The organism is Streptomyces californicus (assembly GCF_000717645.1).
Taxonomy (GTDB): Bacteria; Actinomycetota; Actinomycetes; order Streptomycetales; family Streptomycetaceae; genus Streptomyces; species Streptomyces californicus.
In genome coordinates this window covers 37,181-54,992 of record NZ_JNZZ01000015.1, presented here as the reverse complement: position 1 = coordinate 54,992, position 17,812 = coordinate 37,181, and the positions used below count along the sequence as shown (strand labels likewise).

17 protein-coding genes are annotated in these 17,812 nt (G+C 72.2%); 5 read left to right on the top strand and 12 right to left on the bottom strand.

Going from position 1 to position 17,812, the window contains the following annotated elements; genetic code table 11:
- Window positions 1–170: 170 nt before the first annotated feature.
- The 5 genes from IF19_RS1000000137730 to IF19_RS0119885 all read right to left on the bottom strand — a co-directional run bounded on the left by IF19_RS1000000137730 (window position 171) and on the right by IF19_RS0119885 (window position 4,662).
- Window positions 171–329 (bottom strand): hypothetical protein, encoded by a 159-nt coding sequence (locus IF19_RS1000000137730; protein ID WP_032745620.1) that lies wholly within the window; start codon window positions 327–329, stop codon window positions 171–173.
- 66 nt (window positions 330–395) lie between these two features.
- The gene (locus IF19_RS0119900) at window positions 396–1,346 is read right to left on the bottom strand and encodes a cytochrome c oxidase assembly protein (protein WP_030118859.1); all 951 of its coding nucleotides are present in this window, start codon (window positions 1,344–1,346) and stop codon (window positions 396–398) included.
- 111 nt (window positions 1,347–1,457) lie between these two features.
- Window positions 1,458–2,483 carry a 6-phosphofructokinase gene (locus IF19_RS0119895; protein WP_030118860.1) on the bottom strand — a complete coding sequence of 342 codons (1,026 nt, stop codon included), beginning with the start codon at window positions 2,481–2,483 and terminating at the stop codon, window positions 1,458–1,460.
- 177 nt (window positions 2,484–2,660) lie between these two features.
- Window positions 2,661–3,389: a type 1 glutamine amidotransferase gene (locus IF19_RS0119890; RefSeq protein WP_030194675.1), complete on the bottom strand. Its 729-nt coding sequence runs from the start codon at window positions 3,387–3,389 to the stop codon at window positions 2,661–2,663.
- Between the two features lie 34 nt (window positions 3,390–3,423).
- Window positions 3,424–4,662 (bottom strand): MurT ligase domain-containing protein, encoded by a 1,239-nt coding sequence (locus IF19_RS0119885; RefSeq protein ID WP_030118863.1) that lies wholly within the window; start codon window positions 4,660–4,662, stop codon window positions 3,424–3,426.
- Window positions 4,663–4,776: 114 nt separating this feature from the next.
- Here IF19_RS0119885 and def point away from each other — a divergent pair, with 114 nt between their 5' ends.
- On the top strand, window positions 4,777–5,325 hold the full coding sequence (gene def / locus IF19_RS0119880) for a peptide deformylase (RefSeq protein ID WP_030118864.1): 549 nt from the start codon (window positions 4,777–4,779) through the stop codon (window positions 5,323–5,325).
- A gap of 142 nt (window positions 5,326–5,467) precedes the next feature.
- Here def and IF19_RS0119875 read toward each other — a convergent pair whose 3' ends face one another.
- Complete coding sequence (locus IF19_RS0119875) at window positions 5,468–6,139, bottom strand: TetR/AcrR family transcriptional regulator (protein ID WP_030118865.1); 672 nt, start codon at window positions 6,137–6,139, stop codon at window positions 5,468–5,470.
- Between the two features lie 187 nt (window positions 6,140–6,326).
- Between IF19_RS0119875 and IF19_RS0119870 the strand changes: the two genes are divergently transcribed.
- Entirely contained in the window at window positions 6,327–7,553 is a 1,227-nt protein-coding gene (locus IF19_RS0119870) for an acyl-CoA dehydrogenase family protein (protein WP_030118866.1), read from the top strand.
- A gap of 75 nt (window positions 7,554–7,628) precedes the next feature.
- On the opposite strand, the gene IF19_RS0119865 is transcribed toward IF19_RS0119870, so the two are convergent.
- Complete coding sequence (locus IF19_RS0119865) at window positions 7,629–8,117, bottom strand: glutathione peroxidase (RefSeq protein ID WP_030118867.1); 489 nt, start codon at window positions 8,115–8,117, stop codon at window positions 7,629–7,631.
- A gap of 48 nt (window positions 8,118–8,165) precedes the next feature.
- Window positions 8,166–8,690, bottom strand: a complete 525-nt coding sequence (locus IF19_RS0119860; protein ID WP_030194657.1) for a GNAT family N-acetyltransferase — start codon at window positions 8,688–8,690, stop codon at window positions 8,166–8,168.
- A gap of 106 nt (window positions 8,691–8,796) precedes the next feature.
- Here IF19_RS0119860 and IF19_RS0119855 point away from each other — a divergent pair, with 106 nt between their 5' ends.
- The gene (locus tag IF19_RS0119855; protein ID WP_030276571.1) at window positions 8,797–9,030 is read left to right on the top strand and encodes a DUF6011 domain-containing protein; all 234 of its coding nucleotides are present in this window, start codon (window positions 8,797–8,799) and stop codon (window positions 9,028–9,030) included.
- Window positions 9,031–9,054: 24 nt separating this feature from the next.
- Here the strand turns inward: IF19_RS0119855 and IF19_RS0119850 are convergent, their stop codons facing one another.
- Together IF19_RS0119850 and IF19_RS0119845 are read right to left on the bottom strand one after the other, a co-directional pair.
- Window positions 9,055–9,930, bottom strand: a complete 876-nt coding sequence (locus tag IF19_RS0119850) for an acyl-CoA thioesterase (protein ID WP_030194651.1) — start codon at window positions 9,928–9,930, stop codon at window positions 9,055–9,057.
- A gap of 34 nt (window positions 9,931–9,964) precedes the next feature.
- On the bottom strand, window positions 9,965–12,478 hold the full coding sequence (locus tag IF19_RS0119845; protein ID WP_030118872.1) for a DEAD/DEAH box helicase: 2,514 nt from the start codon (window positions 12,476–12,478) through the stop codon (window positions 9,965–9,967).
- Between the two features lie 139 nt (window positions 12,479–12,617).
- On the opposite strand from IF19_RS0119845, the gene IF19_RS0119840 reads away from it, so the two are divergent.
- Window positions 12,618–13,409, top strand: a complete 792-nt coding sequence (locus tag IF19_RS0119840) for a metal-dependent hydrolase (protein ID WP_030118873.1) — start codon at window positions 12,618–12,620, stop codon at window positions 13,407–13,409.
- A gap of 158 nt (window positions 13,410–13,567) precedes the next feature.
- The gene (locus tag IF19_RS0119835; RefSeq protein ID WP_030118874.1) at window positions 13,568–15,103 is read left to right on the top strand and encodes an ATP-dependent DNA ligase; all 1,536 of its coding nucleotides are present in this window, start codon (window positions 13,568–13,570) and stop codon (window positions 15,101–15,103) included.
- Between the two features lie 48 nt (window positions 15,104–15,151).
- On the opposite strand, the gene IF19_RS0119830 is transcribed toward IF19_RS0119835, so the two are convergent.
- Window positions 15,152–16,513 carry an NAD(P)/FAD-dependent oxidoreductase gene (locus tag IF19_RS0119830; RefSeq protein ID WP_030120997.1) on the bottom strand — a complete coding sequence of 454 codons (1,362 nt, stop codon included), beginning with the start codon at window positions 16,511–16,513 and terminating at the stop codon, window positions 15,152–15,154.
- A gap of 125 nt (window positions 16,514–16,638) precedes the next feature.
- Window positions 16,639–17,706, bottom strand: coding sequence for a phosphotransferase family protein (locus IF19_RS0119825; RefSeq protein ID WP_078580676.1), 1,068 nt, complete (start codon window positions 17,704–17,706; stop codon window positions 16,639–16,641).
- Between the last annotated feature and the right edge of the window lie 106 nt (window positions 17,707–17,812).

Here is a 17,812-nt window from a genome sequence, read left to right as displayed (position 1 = left end):
GGGCGCACCTCGCTCTGCCGGGCCGACTCGGGACCGCTCGGTCACCCCGGCACGGTGGTACCGGGAGATCACAGCGTAGGCCCCGGGCGCCACCGTGGGACCGGGGTGAACCGGTCCTTCGGCTCGTACCCGCGCCGACGCCCGTCAGGCGTGGTCGCGGGCCGTCGGGTTCAGGTGTCCTGGGTGGCCAGCATGCCGAGGGTGCACATTCCCAGCACCACCCAGCCGAACCAGAGCCAGCCACTGCTTCCCAGCGCCACCGTGTACGCGGTCACCGCGACCAGCGCCCCGACGGTCAGGTATCCCATGGTCTTCGTCGATCCGGACATGCGCGCACGCTCCTCGTCGGCCGCGCGGCCGTTCCTCCCATGGTCACCCCGTACGCGCCCTCCGCGCTACTGTCCGCGCGCCTGCAAAGAGGCGAGATAGGCGTTGTACGCCTCCAGCTCCTTGTCACCGTCGCGGTCGGCGGCCCGGTCCGTGCGCCGGGCGACGCGCTGTTCGGAGTTGTACCACTGGTAGACCAGCGCGATGAGCACCAGCACGGAGGGGATCTCGCTGAACGCCCACGCGATGCCGCCCGCCCAGTTCTGGTCGCTCAGGGCGTCGATACCCAGCGAGGCGGGCGGGTTCTTGTACGTCTCCACCATCGGCGTCGACGCCATCATCAGCGCGATCCCGAAGAAGGCGTGGAACGGCATCCCGGCGAACAGCTCCAGCATCCGCATCAGATAGCCGGGCCGGTGCGGGCCCGGGTCCACGCCCATGATCGGCCAGAAGAAGACCAGGCCGACCGCGAGGAAGTGCACCATCATCCCGATGTGGCCGGGCTTGGAGCCCATGAGGAAGTCGAAGATCGGGGTGAAGTAGAGGGCGTACAGGCTCGCGATGAACAGCGGGATCGTGAACACCGGATGCGTGATGATCTTCATGTACCGGCTGTGCAGCAGCTTGAGCAGCAGCTCGCGCGGCCCGGTCCGCCCCCGGCCCGCCGGGGGGAGCGCGCGCAGCGCCAGCGTCACCGGGGCGCCCAGCAGCAGCAGGATCGGCGACAGCATGCTGATCACCATGTGCTGCACCATGTGCACGCTGAACATGACCATGCCGTAGTCGTTGAGCTTGGTGCACATCACCAGCGCGATGCTCAGCACGCCCACGACGAAGAACACGATCCGGTTCACCGGCCAGCCGTCCCCGCGCCGACGCAGCCGCACCACGCCGTACCCGTACAGGGCGAGGGCCAGGACGCAGCCGGTCAGGAAGAACGGGTCGACGGAGAGCTCCAGCCCCCGTCCCAGCGTGAACGGCGGCAGATCCATGTTCATGCCGTGCCCGCTGTGATCCATCAGTTCACTCCCGATGGGGACGTGTCCCCGTTTCGTGCCGGTTGTCCGGTCCAGACTAGAACCGCCCCCGGCCGCGCTCGCGGCCGGGGGCGGTTCTGGAACGGCGTGTCCCTAGAGGACGCACTCCGCCTCGGCGTAGCGCTCGGCCGGGACCGTCTTCAGCGTCTCGACGGCCTCCGCCAGCGGGGTCATCACGATGTCGGTGCCGCGCAGCGCGGTAAGCATCCCGAACTCGCTCCGGTGCGCCGCCTCCACCGCGTGCCAGCCGAACCGCGTCGCCAGGACCCGGTCGTACGCGGTGGGCGTCCCGCCGCGCTGCACGTGGCCGAGGATGACCGGGCGGGCCTCCTTGCCGAGCCGCTGCTCCAGCTCGCCGGAGAGCTGGGTCGCCACCCCGGCGAACCGCTCGTGCCCGTAGACATCCTTGACGCCCTGCTCGAACTGCATGGAGCCCTCGCGGGGCTTGGCACCCTCGGCGACCACCACGATGGCGAACTTCTTGCCCGCCGAGAAGCGCTTGCCGACCAGCGCGGTCAGCTCGTCGATGTCGAAGGGGCGCTCGGGCACCACGATGGCGTGGGCGCCGGCTGCCATCCCGGAGTGCAGGGCGATCCAGCCGGTGTGACGGCCCATGACCTCGACGATCAGCACCCGCTGGTGCGACTCGGCGGTGGTCTTCAACCGGTCCAGCGCCTCGGTGGCGACGCCGACGGCGGTGTCGAAACCGAAGGTGACGTCGGTGGAGGCGATGTCGTTGTCGATCGTCTTGGGAACCCCGACGATCGGGAGGCCGGCCTCGGAGAGGAGGTGCGCGGCCTTGAGGGTGCCCTCGCCGCCGATCGGGATGACGGCGTCCAGTCCCAGGTCCGCGACGTGGCCGCGGGCCCGCTCGACCCCGTCGCGCAGATGCGCGGGCTGGACCCGGGAGGAGCCGAGGATCGTCCCGCCGCGGGCCAGGATGCCGCCCACCGCGTCAAGGTCGAGCTTGCGGTAGTCGCACTCCAGCAGGCCCTTCCAGCCGTCGTGGAATCCGATGACCTCGTCGCCGTGGTCCACGACCGCGCGGTGCACGACGGAACGGATGACGGCGTTGAGGCCGGGGCAGTCGCCGCCGGAGGTGAGTACACCAATGCGCATGGCCCGAGAACCTTTGCAACGTTTAGTCGACGACCGGACCACGTCGTCCGGCTGGATCCCGCCACCCTACCGGCGCAGAGTGACGGGACCGAACCGGCCGTCCGCCTGCTGGACTCCGCTCGATCGAGCGGAGAACACCTCAGGCGAACACCGCTCAGGAGAGCGGAAAACGCCTCATCAGGCGGGCTGTGTGGCGGCCGCGATCCGCTCGGCGCGCAGCGCCTCGTACCACCGGTCGTCGGTGGGCGGCAGCGCGTTCACATCGAGGGCCAGCTTCAGCAGCAGGTCCGCGATCTGGGGGTTGCGCGCCAGCACCGGACCGTGCATGTACGTCCCGAAGACCGTGTCGTTGTACGCGCCCTCCGTGCCGTCCCCGGTGCCGTTGCCCCGGCCGAACCGCACCCGGGCGAACGGCCGCGCGGTCGGCCCCAGGTGGGTGACGCCCTGGTGGTTCTCGAACCCGGTCAGCGGCTCCAGCCCGAGCTGCGGGTCGATGTCCGCCAGTACGTCGCCGACGCACCGCGCGCCCTCGCCGCGCGTCGAGATCACGTCGAGCAGACCGAGGCCCTGCTCGCGCTCGCCGAGGTCGTTGATGAACTCGTGGCCGAGGATCTGGTAGCCCGCGCAGACCGAGAAGATGATCGCGCCGTTGGACGCGGCCCGGCTGAGCCCGCCGTCCCGGCGCAGCCGCTCGGCCGCGAGACGCTGCGGCCGGTCCTCGCCGCCGCCGATCAGGTAGATGTCGCCGGACGTCGGCACGGGCTGGTCGCTGCGCACGTCCACGCGCTGCACGTCCAGACCGCGCTGCCGGGCCCGCCGTTCCACGACCAGCGCGTTGCCCTGGTCGCCGTAGGTGCTGAGCAGGTCGGGGTAGACCCAGACCAGACGCAGACCGTTGTTGCTCATGCTTCGTCCTCTCCGGAGGTGGCCGGGGCCGGGGTCAGTTGCCGACACGGCGGCGCAGATCCTGGAAGGCGGTGTAGTTGGCGATGACCTCGATGCGGCCCGGCGGGGCGTACTGCACGGCCTCGTCGAGCGTCTCGCAGACCCGGAAGTCGAGACCGGCCACTTCGAGACGGACCGCGAGGTCCAGCTTGCGGTCGCCGAGCACGAAGATCGGGTGGCCCGCCAGCTGGGTGTAGTCCACGTCCCACAGCCAGGAGGTGTCCGTGCCGTCCGCGCCGCGCGCGTTGACCGAGAGGATCACCGGCGTCGGCGGCGGGTCGATCAGCGAGAACGTCTCCAGCCAGCCCGCCGGGTTCTTCGCCAGCAGCAGCCGCAGCTCACGGTTCTGGAAGGTGACGACGTCGTAGCGTCCGGCCACCGCCTGCACCTGGTACATCCGCTCCAGGGCGACCTGCGGCGGCACTCCGAAGACGGCGGCGACGGCGGCCGACGTCGCGGCGTTCGCCTTGTTCGCCCGGCCCGGCAGCTGGAGGTGGATCGGCCACGCCGAACCGTGCGGGTCCAGGACGTAGTCGCCGTTCAGCGCCCAGCTCGGGGCGGGGCGGCGGAAGCCGCACTGCCCGCAGAACCAGTCGTCGCCGGGGCGCTGCATGACGCCGCCGCAGGACGGGCAGGACCACGCGTCGTCCTTCCACGCCTGGCCGGCCGCCACCCACACCACGTTGGCCGAGGAGGAGGCCGCCCAGACGACCAGCGGGTCGTCCGCGTTGGCGATGACCACGGCCTTGGAGCCGGACAGGCCCTCGCGCCAGTGCTCGGCCATCATCCGGGTCTCGGCCGCGCGGTCCAGCTGGTCGCGGGAGAGGTTGAGCAGGGCGATCGCCTTGGGCGTGGTGTCGCGGGCGACCCCCGCCAGGTACTTCTCGTCCACCTCGATCACGCCGAACTTCGCGTCCGAGCCGCCGGCCAGGGCCGACGTGATGCCCGCGGGCATGTTCGCGCCGAGCGCGTTCGAGACGACGGGCCCGGCGGCCCGCAGCGCCTCGGCGATCAGCCGGGTGGTGGTCGTCTTGCCGTTCGTCGCCGACACGAGGATCACGTCCAGGTGCTGCGCCAGCCGCCCCAGCAGGTCGGGGTCGAGTTTGAGCGCCACCCGGCCGCCGATCACCGATCCGCTGCCCCGCCCCGCGGCGCGTGACACCGCCGCCGCGGCCTTGCCCGCCGTCACGGCCAGTTTGGCCCGCGGCGACAACGGCTCCGTGTTGCCTGCCATCGTCCTAGATCCTCCTTGCATCGGTCCGCGCCCAGCCTATCGATGTCCGGTGCGACGGTCGCACCGCGGCACCGGCGGAACTCCCCGGTCACGGCGGAACGTACGCTTGCCGCCATGCGAAACCGCCCGATCCCCGGCAGCTCCGGACTCGTCCGTGAGATGAGTCTGCTCGGCGACCCGTTGCTCCACCGGCCCTGCGAGGACGTCACGGACTTCGGCCCGTCGCTCGCGAAACTGGTCGAGGACATGTTCGCCACGATGTACGCCGCACAGGGTGTCGGGCTCGCCGCCAACCAGATCGGCGTCCCGCTCAAGGTGTTCGTCTACGACTGTCCGGACGACGACGATGTCCGCCATCTGGGACACGTGGTCAATCCCGAACTGGTCGAGGCGGACGGACTCACCGTACGCGGACCGGAGGGCTGTCTGTCACTTCCGGGTCTGGAAGCGGGCACGGAACGCTTCGACCACGCGGTCGTCGAGGGCCTGACGATGACCGGCGAGCCGGTCCGGATCGCCGGGACGGGGTGGTTCGCCCGGTGCCTCCAGCACGAGTGCGACCACCTGGCCGGCACCGTCTACACCGACCGGCTGACCGGGCTGCGCCGCAGCCGTGCGCTGCGGGCGGCGCGCCGGGCGCCCTGGGCGCGCAAGGAGGCGTAGGGATCGGGCGGGCGAGGCGTCCGGGCCGGTCCCGGGCGGGTCGGAACCCGCGCGGTCCGGGCCGGTGCCGGGCTGGTCGGAGCGCGGGCCGGTCGGCGCCCGCGCGGGCCGGGCCGGAACCCGCGTAGGGCGTCCGGGCTTGTCAGAACCCCGGGCCGCCCTGGCGGTCTCCCGCCTCCGCGAGGCGGCCCCACAGCAGATCGGCCAGCGCCCGCACCAGTTGCGCGCGGGAGCAGGGCCGGTCGCCGAGCCACCAGTCGCCCGCCGCGTGCATCATGCCGACGATCCCGTGGCCCCAGATCCGGGCCGTCTGCTCGCTGCCCGGGCCCAGGTCGACCCGCTCGGCGATCACCTGGCCCAGCTCCTCGCCGAGGCGGCGCAGCAGCGGGGCGGAGTGCCGGCCGACGTCGAATCCCTGCTCGGCCGGGGCGGCGTCGGCGGGGGAGGCGTCGGCCGCCCCTTCGGACGGGTGCATCAGGAAGCGGTAGACCTGGGGGCGGGCCTCGATCGCGGCGAGGTAGGTGTCGAGCGTGGATTCCACCCGGCGGCGCCGGTCGGCGGGCGCGTCCAGCGCGGCCCGCAGGGCGCTGAGCAGCGCGTCGGTGTGCCGGGTGGCCAGCGCGCGGTAGAGGCCGCCCTTGTCCCCGAAATGGCGGTAGAGGATGGGCTTGGTGATCCCGGCCTCGGCGGCGATGGCGTTCATCGAGGCATGCGGACCGTCCCTGAGCACCACCCGGTCCGCCGCTTCCAGCAACTCGCGGCGGCGGCTCTCGGCCGCGGTCCGCTGTCGCTCGGCGCTTCGTGCGGTCTCCATGTCGTCTTCTCCCACCCCTGGCCACGCGATGGCGTCGCATCGCTCCTGCACGCCCGCGCAACGTAACACCCCGCGCTGACGGCGCCGGATGGGCTCCGGAGCGGTTGACAGTGGCTACTTGCCGGTAACAGACTGTGGTTACCGCAAGTAACGTACGCTTTTCCGCAGCAGTGCCTGGAGGGGAAACATGGCCGAGTTCACGCTTGAGCTCAACGACGACCAGAAGCAGGTCAAGGAGTGGCTCCACGGCTTCGCCGCGGACGTGATCCGCCCCGCCGCCGCCGAGTGGGACGAGCGTGAGGAAACGCCCTGGCCCGTCATCCAGGAGGCCGCGAAGATCGGCATCTACTCCCTGGACTTCTACGCCCAGCAGTTCTTCGACCCCACCGGGCTCGGCATCCCCATGGTCATGGAGGAGCTGTTCTGGGGCGACGCGGGCATCGGCCTGTCGATCGTCGGTACGGGCCTGGCGGCCGTCGGCGTCCTCGCCAACGGCACCGAGGAGCAGATCGGCACCTGGATCCCGCAGATGTACGGCGACGCCGACGACGTGAAGGTCGCCGCCTTCTGCTCCTCCGAGCCCGACGCCGGCTCCGACGTGGCCTCGATGCGCACCCGCGCCGTCTACGACGAGGCCAAGGACGAGTGGGTCCTCAACGGCACCAAGACCTGGGCGACCAACGGCGGCATAGCCAACGTCCACGTGGTCGTCGCCGTCGTCGACCCCGACATCGGCTCCAAGGGCCACGCGTCCTTCATCGTGCCGCCGAACACCCCCGGCCTCTCCCAGGGCCAGAAGTTCAAGAAGCACGGCATCCGCGCCTCCCACACCGCCGAGGTGGTCCTGGAGGACGTCCGCGTCCCCGGCCACTGCCTCCTCGGCGGCAAGGAGAAGCTCGACGAGCGCCTCGCCCGCGCCCGGGAGCGCGCCAAGGCCGGCGGCGAGCGCGTCAAGAACGCGGCGATGGCCACCTTCGAGGCGTCCCGCCCGGCGGTCGGCGCCATGGCCGTGGGCACCGCCCGCGCCGCCTACGAGGTCGCCCTCGACTACGCGAAGACCCGCAGCCAGTTCGGCCGCCCGATCATCGACAACCAGGGCATCGCCTTCCAGCTCGCCGACATGCGCACCCGCGTCGACGCGGCCCGGCTGCTGGTCTGGCGCGCCTCCTGGATGGCGACCACCGGCAAGCCGTTCACCTCGGCCGAGGGCTCCATGTCCAAGCTGTACGCGAGCGAGGCCGCCCGCGACGTCACCGCGCAGGCCATCCAGATCCTCGGTGGCAACGGCTACACCCGCGAGTACCCCGTCGAGCGCATGCACCGCGACGCGGCCATCTACACCATCTTCGAGGGCACCAGCGAGATCCAGCGCCTGGTGATCGCCCGCACGCTCTCGGGCATGCCGATCCGCTAACGGAGGAGCGGAGCGGCGGACACACGGAAGGGGTGGCCGGGGACGACAGGTCCCCGGCCACCCCTTCCCGCGGCCTCAGCCCGGCAGATGCGCCTCGATCGCAGCGACGACCTCCGTGGACTCCGGCTCCGCACGCGGCCGGAGCCGGGCCACCGGCTCACCGGCCGGCGAGATCACGAACTTCTCGAAGTTCCACTGGACGTCCCCGGCCTCCCCGTCCGCGTCCGCCAGCTTCGTCAGCTCCGCGTACAGCGGGTGCCGGTCGCCGCCGTTGACGTCGGTCTTCTCCAGCAGCGGGAAGCTGACCCCGTACGTGGTCGAGCAGAAGCTCTGGATCTCCTCCGCGCTCCCCGGCTCCTGCCCGGCGAACTGGTTGCACGGGACGCCGAGCACGGTCAGGCCCCGGTCCCCGTAGTTCTGCTGCAGCCGCTCCAGGCCCTCGTACTGCGGGGTGAGCCCGCACTTGGAGGCCACGTTGACCACCAGGACGGTCCGGCCGCTGTACGCGCCCAGCGTCGTCGGCTCGCCCGTGAGGGTGCGCAGCGGAATGTCGTGCAGCGTCATGAAATCTCCCTGTTCCTCGCGTGTACCGCTCATGGTGCCGCCCACCGCTCACGGAGCGGCGAGCTCCTTGTAGTAGAAGGTCGTCGGCTTGAGGCTGCCCGCCGGATCGGCCGCGTATCCCGGTACGCTGCCGACCTTCGTCCAGCCCGCGCCGCAGTAGACCTGTTCGGCCAGACTGCCGGTCTCGGTGTCCAGGATCAGCAGCGTGATGCCCTCGGTCGCCGCGTACGCCTCCACCGCCGCGAGCAGCGCCCGGCCGAGCCCCTGGCCCCGGGCGGAGGGCCGGACCATCAGCTTGGCGACCTCCGCGCGGTGCCGGGCGTTCGGCAGCGGCGCGCGCACCAGGGCGATGGTCCCGGAGACCCGGCCGCCGTCCCGGGCGATCCAGATGCCGATGCTGCCGGCCTCCACGGCGGCGGCCCGCTCCCGCCACCACACCGCGGCCGTCTCCCGGTCCATCGGCGCCAGGAACCCCACCGAGGACCCCTCATCGACGGTCTCGACCAGCAGACCGGCCAACTCGTCGGCGTAGGTGACCAGCTCGGGCGCGGAGACATGGACGATCTCGGTCATGAGAGGGGTTCCTTTCGGGCGATACGGTCCTGGGGCGGGATGGCCGCGGACACCGGTCAGGGTGGATCATGGCTCTCTCCGCCGTCCGACGAGGAAGGATCTTCCTGTGCGGTCTCCCGATGCCTTCCCCGAACCGCTGCCCGCAGTCGACCACGTGGAGCGATCCGGTGACGGTGCCCGCCGCCTCGTCCGCTGCCGCCTCTGCGGCCGGCCGCTCACCGGCGCCGGCTCCCGCCGCAGCGGCCTCGGCCCGACCTGCGACGCCAAGCTGCACCCCGCGCCGCCGGACATCCGCACCCGCCGTCACGAGGTGGAGCAGGACACGCTGCCGGGCATCTGAAGTGCCGCCGGGGCCGGGCGCCCGCTACAGGCGGTCCAGCCGCCGGAACAGCCCCTCCTGCACCACCGACACCAGCAGCCGGCCCGACCGGTCGTAGATCCGGCCCCGCGCCAGGCCCCGCCCGCCCGTCGCGATCGGCGACTCCTGGTCGTACAGGAACCACTCGTCCGCCCGGAACGGCCGGTGGAACCACATGGCGTGGTCCAGGGACGCCATGTCGAACCCCCGCGGACCCCACAGCGGCTCCACCGGGATGCGCACCGCGTCCAGCAGCGTCATGTCGCTCGCGTACGTCAGCGCGCAGGTGTGCACCAGCGGGTCGTCGCCCAGCGGGCCCACCGCCCGCATCCACACCGCGCTCCGCGGATCCGCGTCCTCGACCTCCTCCCGCGTCCAGCGCAGCCGGTCCACGTACCGGATGTCGAACGGCTGCCGCCGCGCCATCCGCTCCAGCGCGTCCGGCAGCGTGCCCAGGTGCTCGCGCACCTCCTCGGCCACCGTCGGCAGCTCCTCCGGGTCCGGGACGATCCGGGCGGGCGGCAGCTGGTGCTCGAACCCCGCCTCCTCGGGACGGTGGAAGGACGCCGTCAGATTGAAGATCGTCCGGCCCTCCTGGACGGCCGTGACCCGCCGGGTGGTGAAGGACCGACCGTCCCGCACCCGCTCCACCTGGTACACGATCGGCACCCCGGGCCGCCCCGGCCGCAGGAAGTAGGCGTGCAGCGAGTGGACCGGGCGGTCCCCCTCGGTGGTCCGGCCCGCCGCCACCAGCGCCTGGCCCGCCACCTGCCCGCCGAAGACCCGTTGCAGGGACTCCTCCGGGCTGCGACCCCGGAAGATGTCCACCTCGATCCGCTCCAGGTCGAGAAGATCGACCAGCCGCTCGGCCGGATTCGTCATGCCGTACCTCTCCCGTCACGCGTCGGAGTCCGGTTCACAGCTGGCCGACCCCGGTGACCCGGACGACCGCCCGGCCCTCCTCGTCGGACGCCGCGAGGTCCACCTCGGCCTTGATGCCCCAGTCGTGATCGCCCGCCGGGTCGGCGAACGCCTGCCAGACCCGCCACAGCCCGTGCGCCGGGTCCTCCTCGATCCTCAGCAGCTTCGGGCCGCGCGCGTCCGGCCCGGTGCCGATCTCCTCGTGCGCGTCCCAGTACGCGTCCAGGGCCTCGCCCCACGCGTCCTCGTCCCACCCGGAGTCGCCGTCCAGCTCGCCCAGGGCGCCGGCCCGGTCCAGCGCGGCCAGCTCCACCCGCCGGAACATCGCGTTGCGCACCAGCACCCGGAAGGCGCGCGGGTTGGCCGTGACCGGCTTGACCTCGTCCGCCTTCTCCTGGGCCTCCTCGGCGGTCTCCACCTCGGGGTTGGCCAGCTGCTCCCACTCGTCCAGCAGGCTGGAGTCCACCTGGCGCACCATCTCGCCGAGCCACGAGATCAGGTCCTGGAGGTCCTCCGACTTCAGGTCGTCCGGGATCGTGTGCTCCAGCGCCTTGTACGCGCTCGCCAGATACCGCAGCACGATGCCCTCGGTCCGGGCCAGCTCGTAGTGCGAGGTGAACTCGGTGAACGTCATGGCCCGTTCGTACATGTCGCGGATCACCGACTTCGGCGACACCGGGTGGTCGCTCACCCACGGGTGGCTCCGCCGGTACACGTCGTACGCGTGCCACAGCAGCTCGCTCAGCGGCTTCGGGTACGTGACCTCCTGGAGCCGCTCCATCCGCTCCTCGTACTCGACCCCGTCCGCCTTCATCTGCCCGACGGCCTCGCCGCGCGCCTTGTTCTGCTGGGCGGCGAGGATCTGCCGGGGGTCGTCCAGCGTCGACTCGACCACCGAGACCATGTCCAGCGCGTACGACGGCGATTCGGGGTCCAGCAGGTCGAACGCGGCCAGCGCGAACGTGGACAGCGGCTGGTTCAGCGCGAAGTCCTGCTGGAGGTCGACCGTCAGCCGCACGATCCGCCCCTCGGCGTCCGGCGTCTCCAGCCGCTCCACCACCCCGCCGTCCAGCAGCGACCGGTAGATCGCGATGGCCCGCCGGATGTGCCGCAGCTGCGCCCGGCGCGGCTCGTGGTTGTCCTCCAGCAGACTCCGCATCGCCTCGAACGCGTTGCCCGGCCGGGCGATCACCGCGAGGAGCATGGTGTGCGTGACCCGGAAGCGGGAGGTCAGCGGCTCCGGCTCGGACTGGATCAGCTTGTCGAAGGTGGTCTCCGACCAGGCGACGAACCCCTCCGGAGCCTTCTTGCGGACCACCTTGCGCTTCTTCTTCGGGTCGTCGCCCGCCTTCTTCAGCGCCTTCTCGTTCTCGATGACGTGCTCGGGGGCCTGCGCCACGACGAAGCCCGCCGTGTCGAAGCCGGCCCGGCCCGCCCGGCCCGCGATCTGGTGGAACTCCCGTGCCCGCAGGGTCCGCACCCGGGTGCCGTCGTACTTCGTGAGCGCCGTGAACAGCACCGTGCGGATGGGGACGTTGACGCCGACACCCAGCGTGTCCGTCCCGCAGATCACCTTCAACAGCCCCGCCTGGGCCAGCTTCTCCACCAGGCGGCGGTACTTGGGCAGCATCCCCGCGTGGTGCACGCCGATCCCGTGACGTACGTAACGGGAGAGGTTCTGCCCGAACTTGGTGGTGAAGCGGAAGCTGCCGATCAGATCGGCGATCCTCTCCTTCTCCTCCTTGGTGCACATGTTGATGCTCATCAGCGACTGCGCCCGCTCGACCGCCGCCGCCTGCGTGAAGTGCACGATGTAGACTGGCGACTGGCGGGTGTCGAGCAGCTCCGTCAGCGTCTCGGTGATCGGCGTGAAGCGGTACTCGTAGCTGAGCGGCACCGGGCGGGTCGCCGAGCGCACCACGGAGGTGGGGCGGCCCGTGCGCCGGGTCAGGTCCTTCTCGAACATCGAGACGTCGCCGAGCGTCGCCGACATCAGCACGAACTGCGCCTGCGGCAGCTCCAGCAGCGGAATCTGCCAGGCCCAGCCCCGGTCCGGCTCCGCGTAGAAGTGGAACTCGTCCATCACGACCTGGCCGATGTCGGCGTACTTCCCGTCGCGCAGCGCGATGGAGGCCAGCACCTCGGCCGTGCAGCAGATCACCGGGGCGTCCGCGTTGACCGAGGCGTCACCGGTGAGCATCCCGACGTTCTCGGTGCCGAACAGCTTGCACAGGTCGAAGAACTTCTCCGACACCAGCGCCTTGATGGGGGCCGTGTAGAAGGTGACCTTGTCCTGCGCCAGCGCGGTGAAGTGCGCGCCCGCCGCCACCAGGCTCTTGCCCGAGCCGGTCGGGGTGGAGAGGATCACGTTCGCCCCGGAGACCACCTCGATCAGCGCCTCCTCCTGAGCCGGGTACATCGTGATGCCCTGGCTCTCGGTCCATGAGGAGAAGGCCTCGAAGAGGGCGTCCGGGTCGGCGGTCTGGGGAAGCTGGTCGATGAGGGTCACGCCCCCCATCTTGCCTGTCTTCCGCCCGGATGAGGGAACCGGCCGACGCGACCAAGATCATGGGCGATACGCTGCGCTCTCAACCTGCCCGCTCCGCACCGGTGCTGGGCGCACGCGACACTGGGGGCGGGAAAAGACCATGATGGGACCGGCACATTCGCTGTCCGGCGCGGCGGCCTGGCTGGGGGTGGGCGCCGCGGCCACCGCGGCGGGCTACGCGATGCCCTGGCCGGTCCTCGTCGTCGGAGCCCTGATCTGCGCGGGAGCCGCGCTCGCCCCCGACCTCGACCACAAGTCGGCGACCATCTCGCGCGCCTTCGGCCCGGTCTCCAAAGCCCTCTGCGAGATCGTCGACAAGCTCTCCTACGCCGTCTACAAGGCCACCAAGAGCGCCGGCGACCCCCGCAGGACCGGCGGGCACCGCACCCTGACGCACACCTGGGTGTGGGCCGCCCTGGTCGGCGGCGGATGCTCCTTCGCCGCGGTCAACGGCGGCCGCTGGGCGGTTCTCGCCATCCTCTTCGTCCACCTCGTGCTCGCGGTCGAGGGCCTGCTGTGGCGGGCCGCCCGCGTCTCCAGCGACATCCTGGTGTGGCTGCTCGGCGCCACCAGCGCCTGGATTCTCGCGGGCGTCCTGGACAAGCCCGGCAACGGCGCCGACTGGCTGTTCGACGCCCCCGGCCAGGAGTACATGTGGCTGGGCCTGCCCATCGTGCTGGGCGCCCTCGTCCACGACATCGGCGACGCCCTGACCGTCTCGGGCTGCCCGATCCTGTGGCCCATCCCGATCGGCCGCAAGCGCTGGTATCCGCTCGGCCCGCCGAAGGCCATGCGCTTCCGGGCCGGGAGCTGGGTGGAGCTGAAGGTGCTGATGCCCCTCTTCATGATCCTCGGAGGGGTCGGCGGGGCCGCCGCCCTCAACTTCATATGACGCCCCGGGGGGCCGGGCGTCTTCGCCGTCCGGCCCCCCCGCGCTGCCGCGCCGCTCCTTCGTCCGGGCCCCTTCTCGCCGCCGCGCCCCTCCGTACGGCGGCGCGCCCGGGGCCGTACGGAAGGGCATCGGGCGCGGCCCCGTAGCACCATGGGCGCATGCTGCTCGCCGAGCTCGCCCAGGTGTCCCTGGAGGTCGCCGCCACCTCCGCCCGGTCCAGGAAGGTGGCGCTCCTCGCCGGCCTCTTCCGCGACGCCGGACCCGAGGACGTCCCCGTCGTCATCCCCTACCTCGCCGGACGGCTGCCCCAGGGCCGGATCGGCGTCGGGTGGCGGAGCCTCGGGGACCCCGTCGAACCGGCCGCGGAGCCCACGCTCACCGTCACCGGCGTCGACGCCGCGCTGACCGCCCTCGCCGCCGTCTCCGGCCCTGGCTCTCAGGCGCGACGCAAGGAACACCTGCGCGCGCTGTTCGCCGCCGCCACCGCCGACGAACAGCGCTTCCTGCGGGCCCTGCTCATCGGCGAGGTGCGCCAGGGGGCCCTGGACGCCCTCGCCGCCGACGCCCTGGCCCACGCCGCCGACGCCCCGCCCGCCGACGTCCGGCGCGCCGTGATGCTCGCCGGCTCGCTCCAGGAGGTCGCCCGCGTCCTCCTCGCGGAGGGCCCCGGCGCCCTGGCGGGGTTCCGGCTCACCGTCGGGCGGCCCGTCCAGCCGATGCTCGCGCACACCGCCGCCTCGGTCGAGGAGGCCCTCGACCGGCTGGGCCCGTGCGCGGTCGAGGAGAAGCTCGACGGCATCCGCGTACAGGTCCACCGCGACGGCGACCGGATCCGCGCCTACACCCGGACCCTCGACGACATCACCGAACGGCTGCCCGAACTCGTCACGGCCGTCGCCGCCCTCCCGGCCGACCGCTTCATCCTGGACGGCGAGGTGATCGCGCTGGGGGAGGACGGCCGCCCCCGCCCCTTCCAGGAGACCGCCTCCCGGGTCGGCTCCCGCCGCGACGTGGCCGAGGCGGCGGCCCACGTCCCCGTCGTCCCGGTCTTCTTCGACGCGCTCCTGGTCGGCGACGACGAACTGCTCGACCTGCCCTTCGCCGAGCGCCACGCCGTCCTGGACCGGCTCGTCCCCGAGGACCTGCGCGTCCGCCGCACCCCGGTGGCCGACCCGGACGACCCCGGGGCCCGCGCGGCGGCCGGGGCCTTCCTCGCCACCACCCTGGGACGCGGCCACGAGGGCGTCGTCGTCAAAGACCTCGCCGCCGCCTACAGCGCGGGCCGCCGGGGCGCGTCCTGGCTGAAGGTGAAGCCCGTGCACACCCTGGACCTGGTGGTGCTGGCCGTCGAGTGGGGAAGCGGCCGCCGCACCGGCAAGCTCTCCAACCTGCACCTGGGCGCCCGCAGGCCCGACGGCACGTTCGCGATGCTCGGCAAGACCTTCAAGGGGCTCACCGACGCCCTGCTGGACTGGCAGACGGAGAAACTGGGCGAACTGGCCACCCACGACGACGGCCACGTCGTCACCGTACGCCCGGAACTCGTCGTCGAGATCGCCTACGACGGACTCCAGCGCTCCACCCGCTACCCGGCCGGCGTCACCCTCCGCTTCGCCCGCGTCCTGCGCTACCGGGAGGACAAGACCGCGCAGGAGGCCGACACCGTGGAGACGGTCCTGTTCCGGCAGTCATGAGCCCGCCCCGGGCGACCGGGGCGGGCTCACGGCACGGACGGCGGCGGCTCAGTGCTTGATGACCGCCGCCTCCGTGTGCTCCCTGACCTGCTCCGGCGTCAGATAGGCGTCCGTGTACTCGAAGTCCCGCAGCGTCGCCGGCTTGCGCGACTGGAACCCGGTCCGTACGAAGTCGTCGCCGGCGACCGCGTTCAGCATCCAGTTCGTCATGACGCGGGTCTTCGCCACGTTGGTCCGCAGCGCCGACCAGTGGTAGCCGCGAGCCACGGCCTGCGCGGGCAGCCCGCGCAGTTCGATGCCCAGCGGCTTGGAGACGGCGTCCTTGCCGCCCAGGTCCACGACGAGACCCAGGTCCTTGTGCACGTAGTCCTGGAGCGGCCGGCCGCGCAGCGAGGCGATCAGGTTGTCCGCGAGGACCTTGCCCTGCCGCATCGCGTGCTGCGCGGTGGGCGGGCAGATCGCTCCGTCGCCCTTGGCCAGGTCGGGCACCGCCGCCGCGTCGCCGGCCGCGAACACCCCGTCGGACCCGGGCAGCGCGAACTGCGGGGTCACGGCGAGCCGGCCGCGCACGGTCTCCGCGCCGAGCGTCCCGATCAGCGGGCTCGCGGCCACCCCGGCGGTCCAGATCAGCGTCCGGCAGGGCAGCACCCGGCCGTCCGTGAAGGTGACCTCCTCCGGCCCGGCCTTGTCGATCGAGACTCCGAGCGACACCTCGATGTTCCGCTTGCGGAGCACGTCGAGGGCGGCCAGCCCCAGCTTGTCGCCCAGTTCCGGCATCAGCTTGGGCGCGATGTCGATCAGGTGCCACTTGATCAGCCGGGGGTCCAGCCGCGGATAGTGCTTCACCGCGTTGGTGGTGAGCCGCTGGAGGCAGGCTGCCGTCTCCGTGCCCGCGTAACCGCCGCCGACCACCACGAACTGGAGCCGGGAGGCCCGCTCGGCCTCGTCCTGGCTGGCGTCCGCCAGATCGAGCTGGGCGATGACGTGGTCCCGCACGTATGCGGCCTCGGCCAGCGTCTTCATCCCCCGGGCGTTGTCCAGCAGTCCGGGGATGTCGAAGGTCCGGGTGACGCTGCCGGCCGCCAGCACGATGTAGTCGTAGGGTTCCTCGACGATCTCGTCCGTGATCTTGCGGATCACGCAGACCTTCGCCTGCGGATCCACGCCGATCGCCCCGCCCGGCACGATCCGGGTCCGGTGGCGGCGGCTGCGGCGCAACGAGACCGCCACGGACTGGGGCGTGAGCACCCCGGAGGCCACCTGGGGGAGCAGCGGCAGGTAGAGCTGGTACGAGAACGGTGTGACGAGCGTGATCCGGGCCTCTCCCGGAGCGAGCCTGCGCTCCAGGCGGCGTACGCACTCGACGCCTGCGAAGCCGGCGCCGACGACAAGAATCCTGGGTGGTGCCACGGTCTGCGTCCCTTCTCGGGCTTGCGTGGTTCTGCGCTCGCCTGCCCCGTTTACCGGGTGATTCACCCCTCATCCTCACCGGATGCCCCGGCATCCGCCTCCCGGCGGGGTGAAACGGGGGCCGGTCAGAGCGGCGGATCGACCGCGAGCTCCCGCAGCCAGTACGCGCCCTCCTCGTCCCCGGCGACGGCCGGCGCTCCGGGCGGCGCGGGGAACATCCGCCCCCAGGAGGCGGCCCGGCCCAGCGCCGCCAGCCGCCACGCCGTCCTCACCGCGCGGCGCAGCTCCGCGGCGCTCGCGCCGCCGCCGGTCCACGGCTCCAGATAGGCGTCCCGCAGCCGGGGCAGCGCCTCGGGGCCGCAGCGATCGAGGGCGGCGCGGGCGGGGACGAGCAGGCTGCAGAACGGATGCCCGACCAGCGCGTCACCCCAGTCGAAGAACGCGTACCGGCCTGACCCGGGCGCGAACACCTGCTTCTCGTGCAGATCGGCGTGGTCCAGCGAGTCGGCCACCCCCGTCGCCGCCAACTCCTCGCACCAGTCGGCCACCCGGGGCCGCAGGGCCTCCATCGCCACCCGGTCGTCCCTGGTCAGCGCGGCGTTCTCCGCGACCAGCCGGTCGAACAGAGCGGGCAGATCGCCCGGCTTGGCCACCGGCACCCCGAGCGCCGCGATCTCCTTCGCGTACGGCGTCAGCGCCCGCTGCATCGCGGCGTACCGGCGCAGCGGCTCCTCCCAGTACCGGGGATCGGCGGCCCGGCCCTCCTCGGCGGCCCCGTCCAGCACCTCAGCCAGCACGGGCCCGCCGTCCGGGGTCAGGATCCAGCCGCGTTCGACCTCGACGGCGAGCGGAGTCAGCACGTGGTCCGGGACCCAGCGGGCCAGGGCGTCGGTGAGCCCCGCCTCGAAGGCCGCGGCGGGCGGCACCGCCTTGAACCACACCGGGCCGGTTCCGGCGACGGTCAGCCGCACCAGCACCGACCAGGGGCGCAGCCGTACGCTCCGGGGGGCCGTCTCCGCCAGCCCGTGGGCGGCGAGGTTCTCGGCGATCCAGGCGAGGGCGTCCGCCCGCCAGACCGGGTCCTCCCAGGGCGTCACGGCGTCCGGGAACCGCCCCCGGTCGATGGCCGGGGGCGCATCGGCCCTGATCACGTCGGTGGTGGTGGCGGTGCCGGCCGTCTCGTCTCGGTGCATCGGCCCATGGGACCACCGTCCCCGGCGCGGGCGCACCGCATTTACCGCCGGAACTCTCCCCGGCGCGTGCGGACCGCCGGTGTGCCGGAGCACACCACCCGCTGGG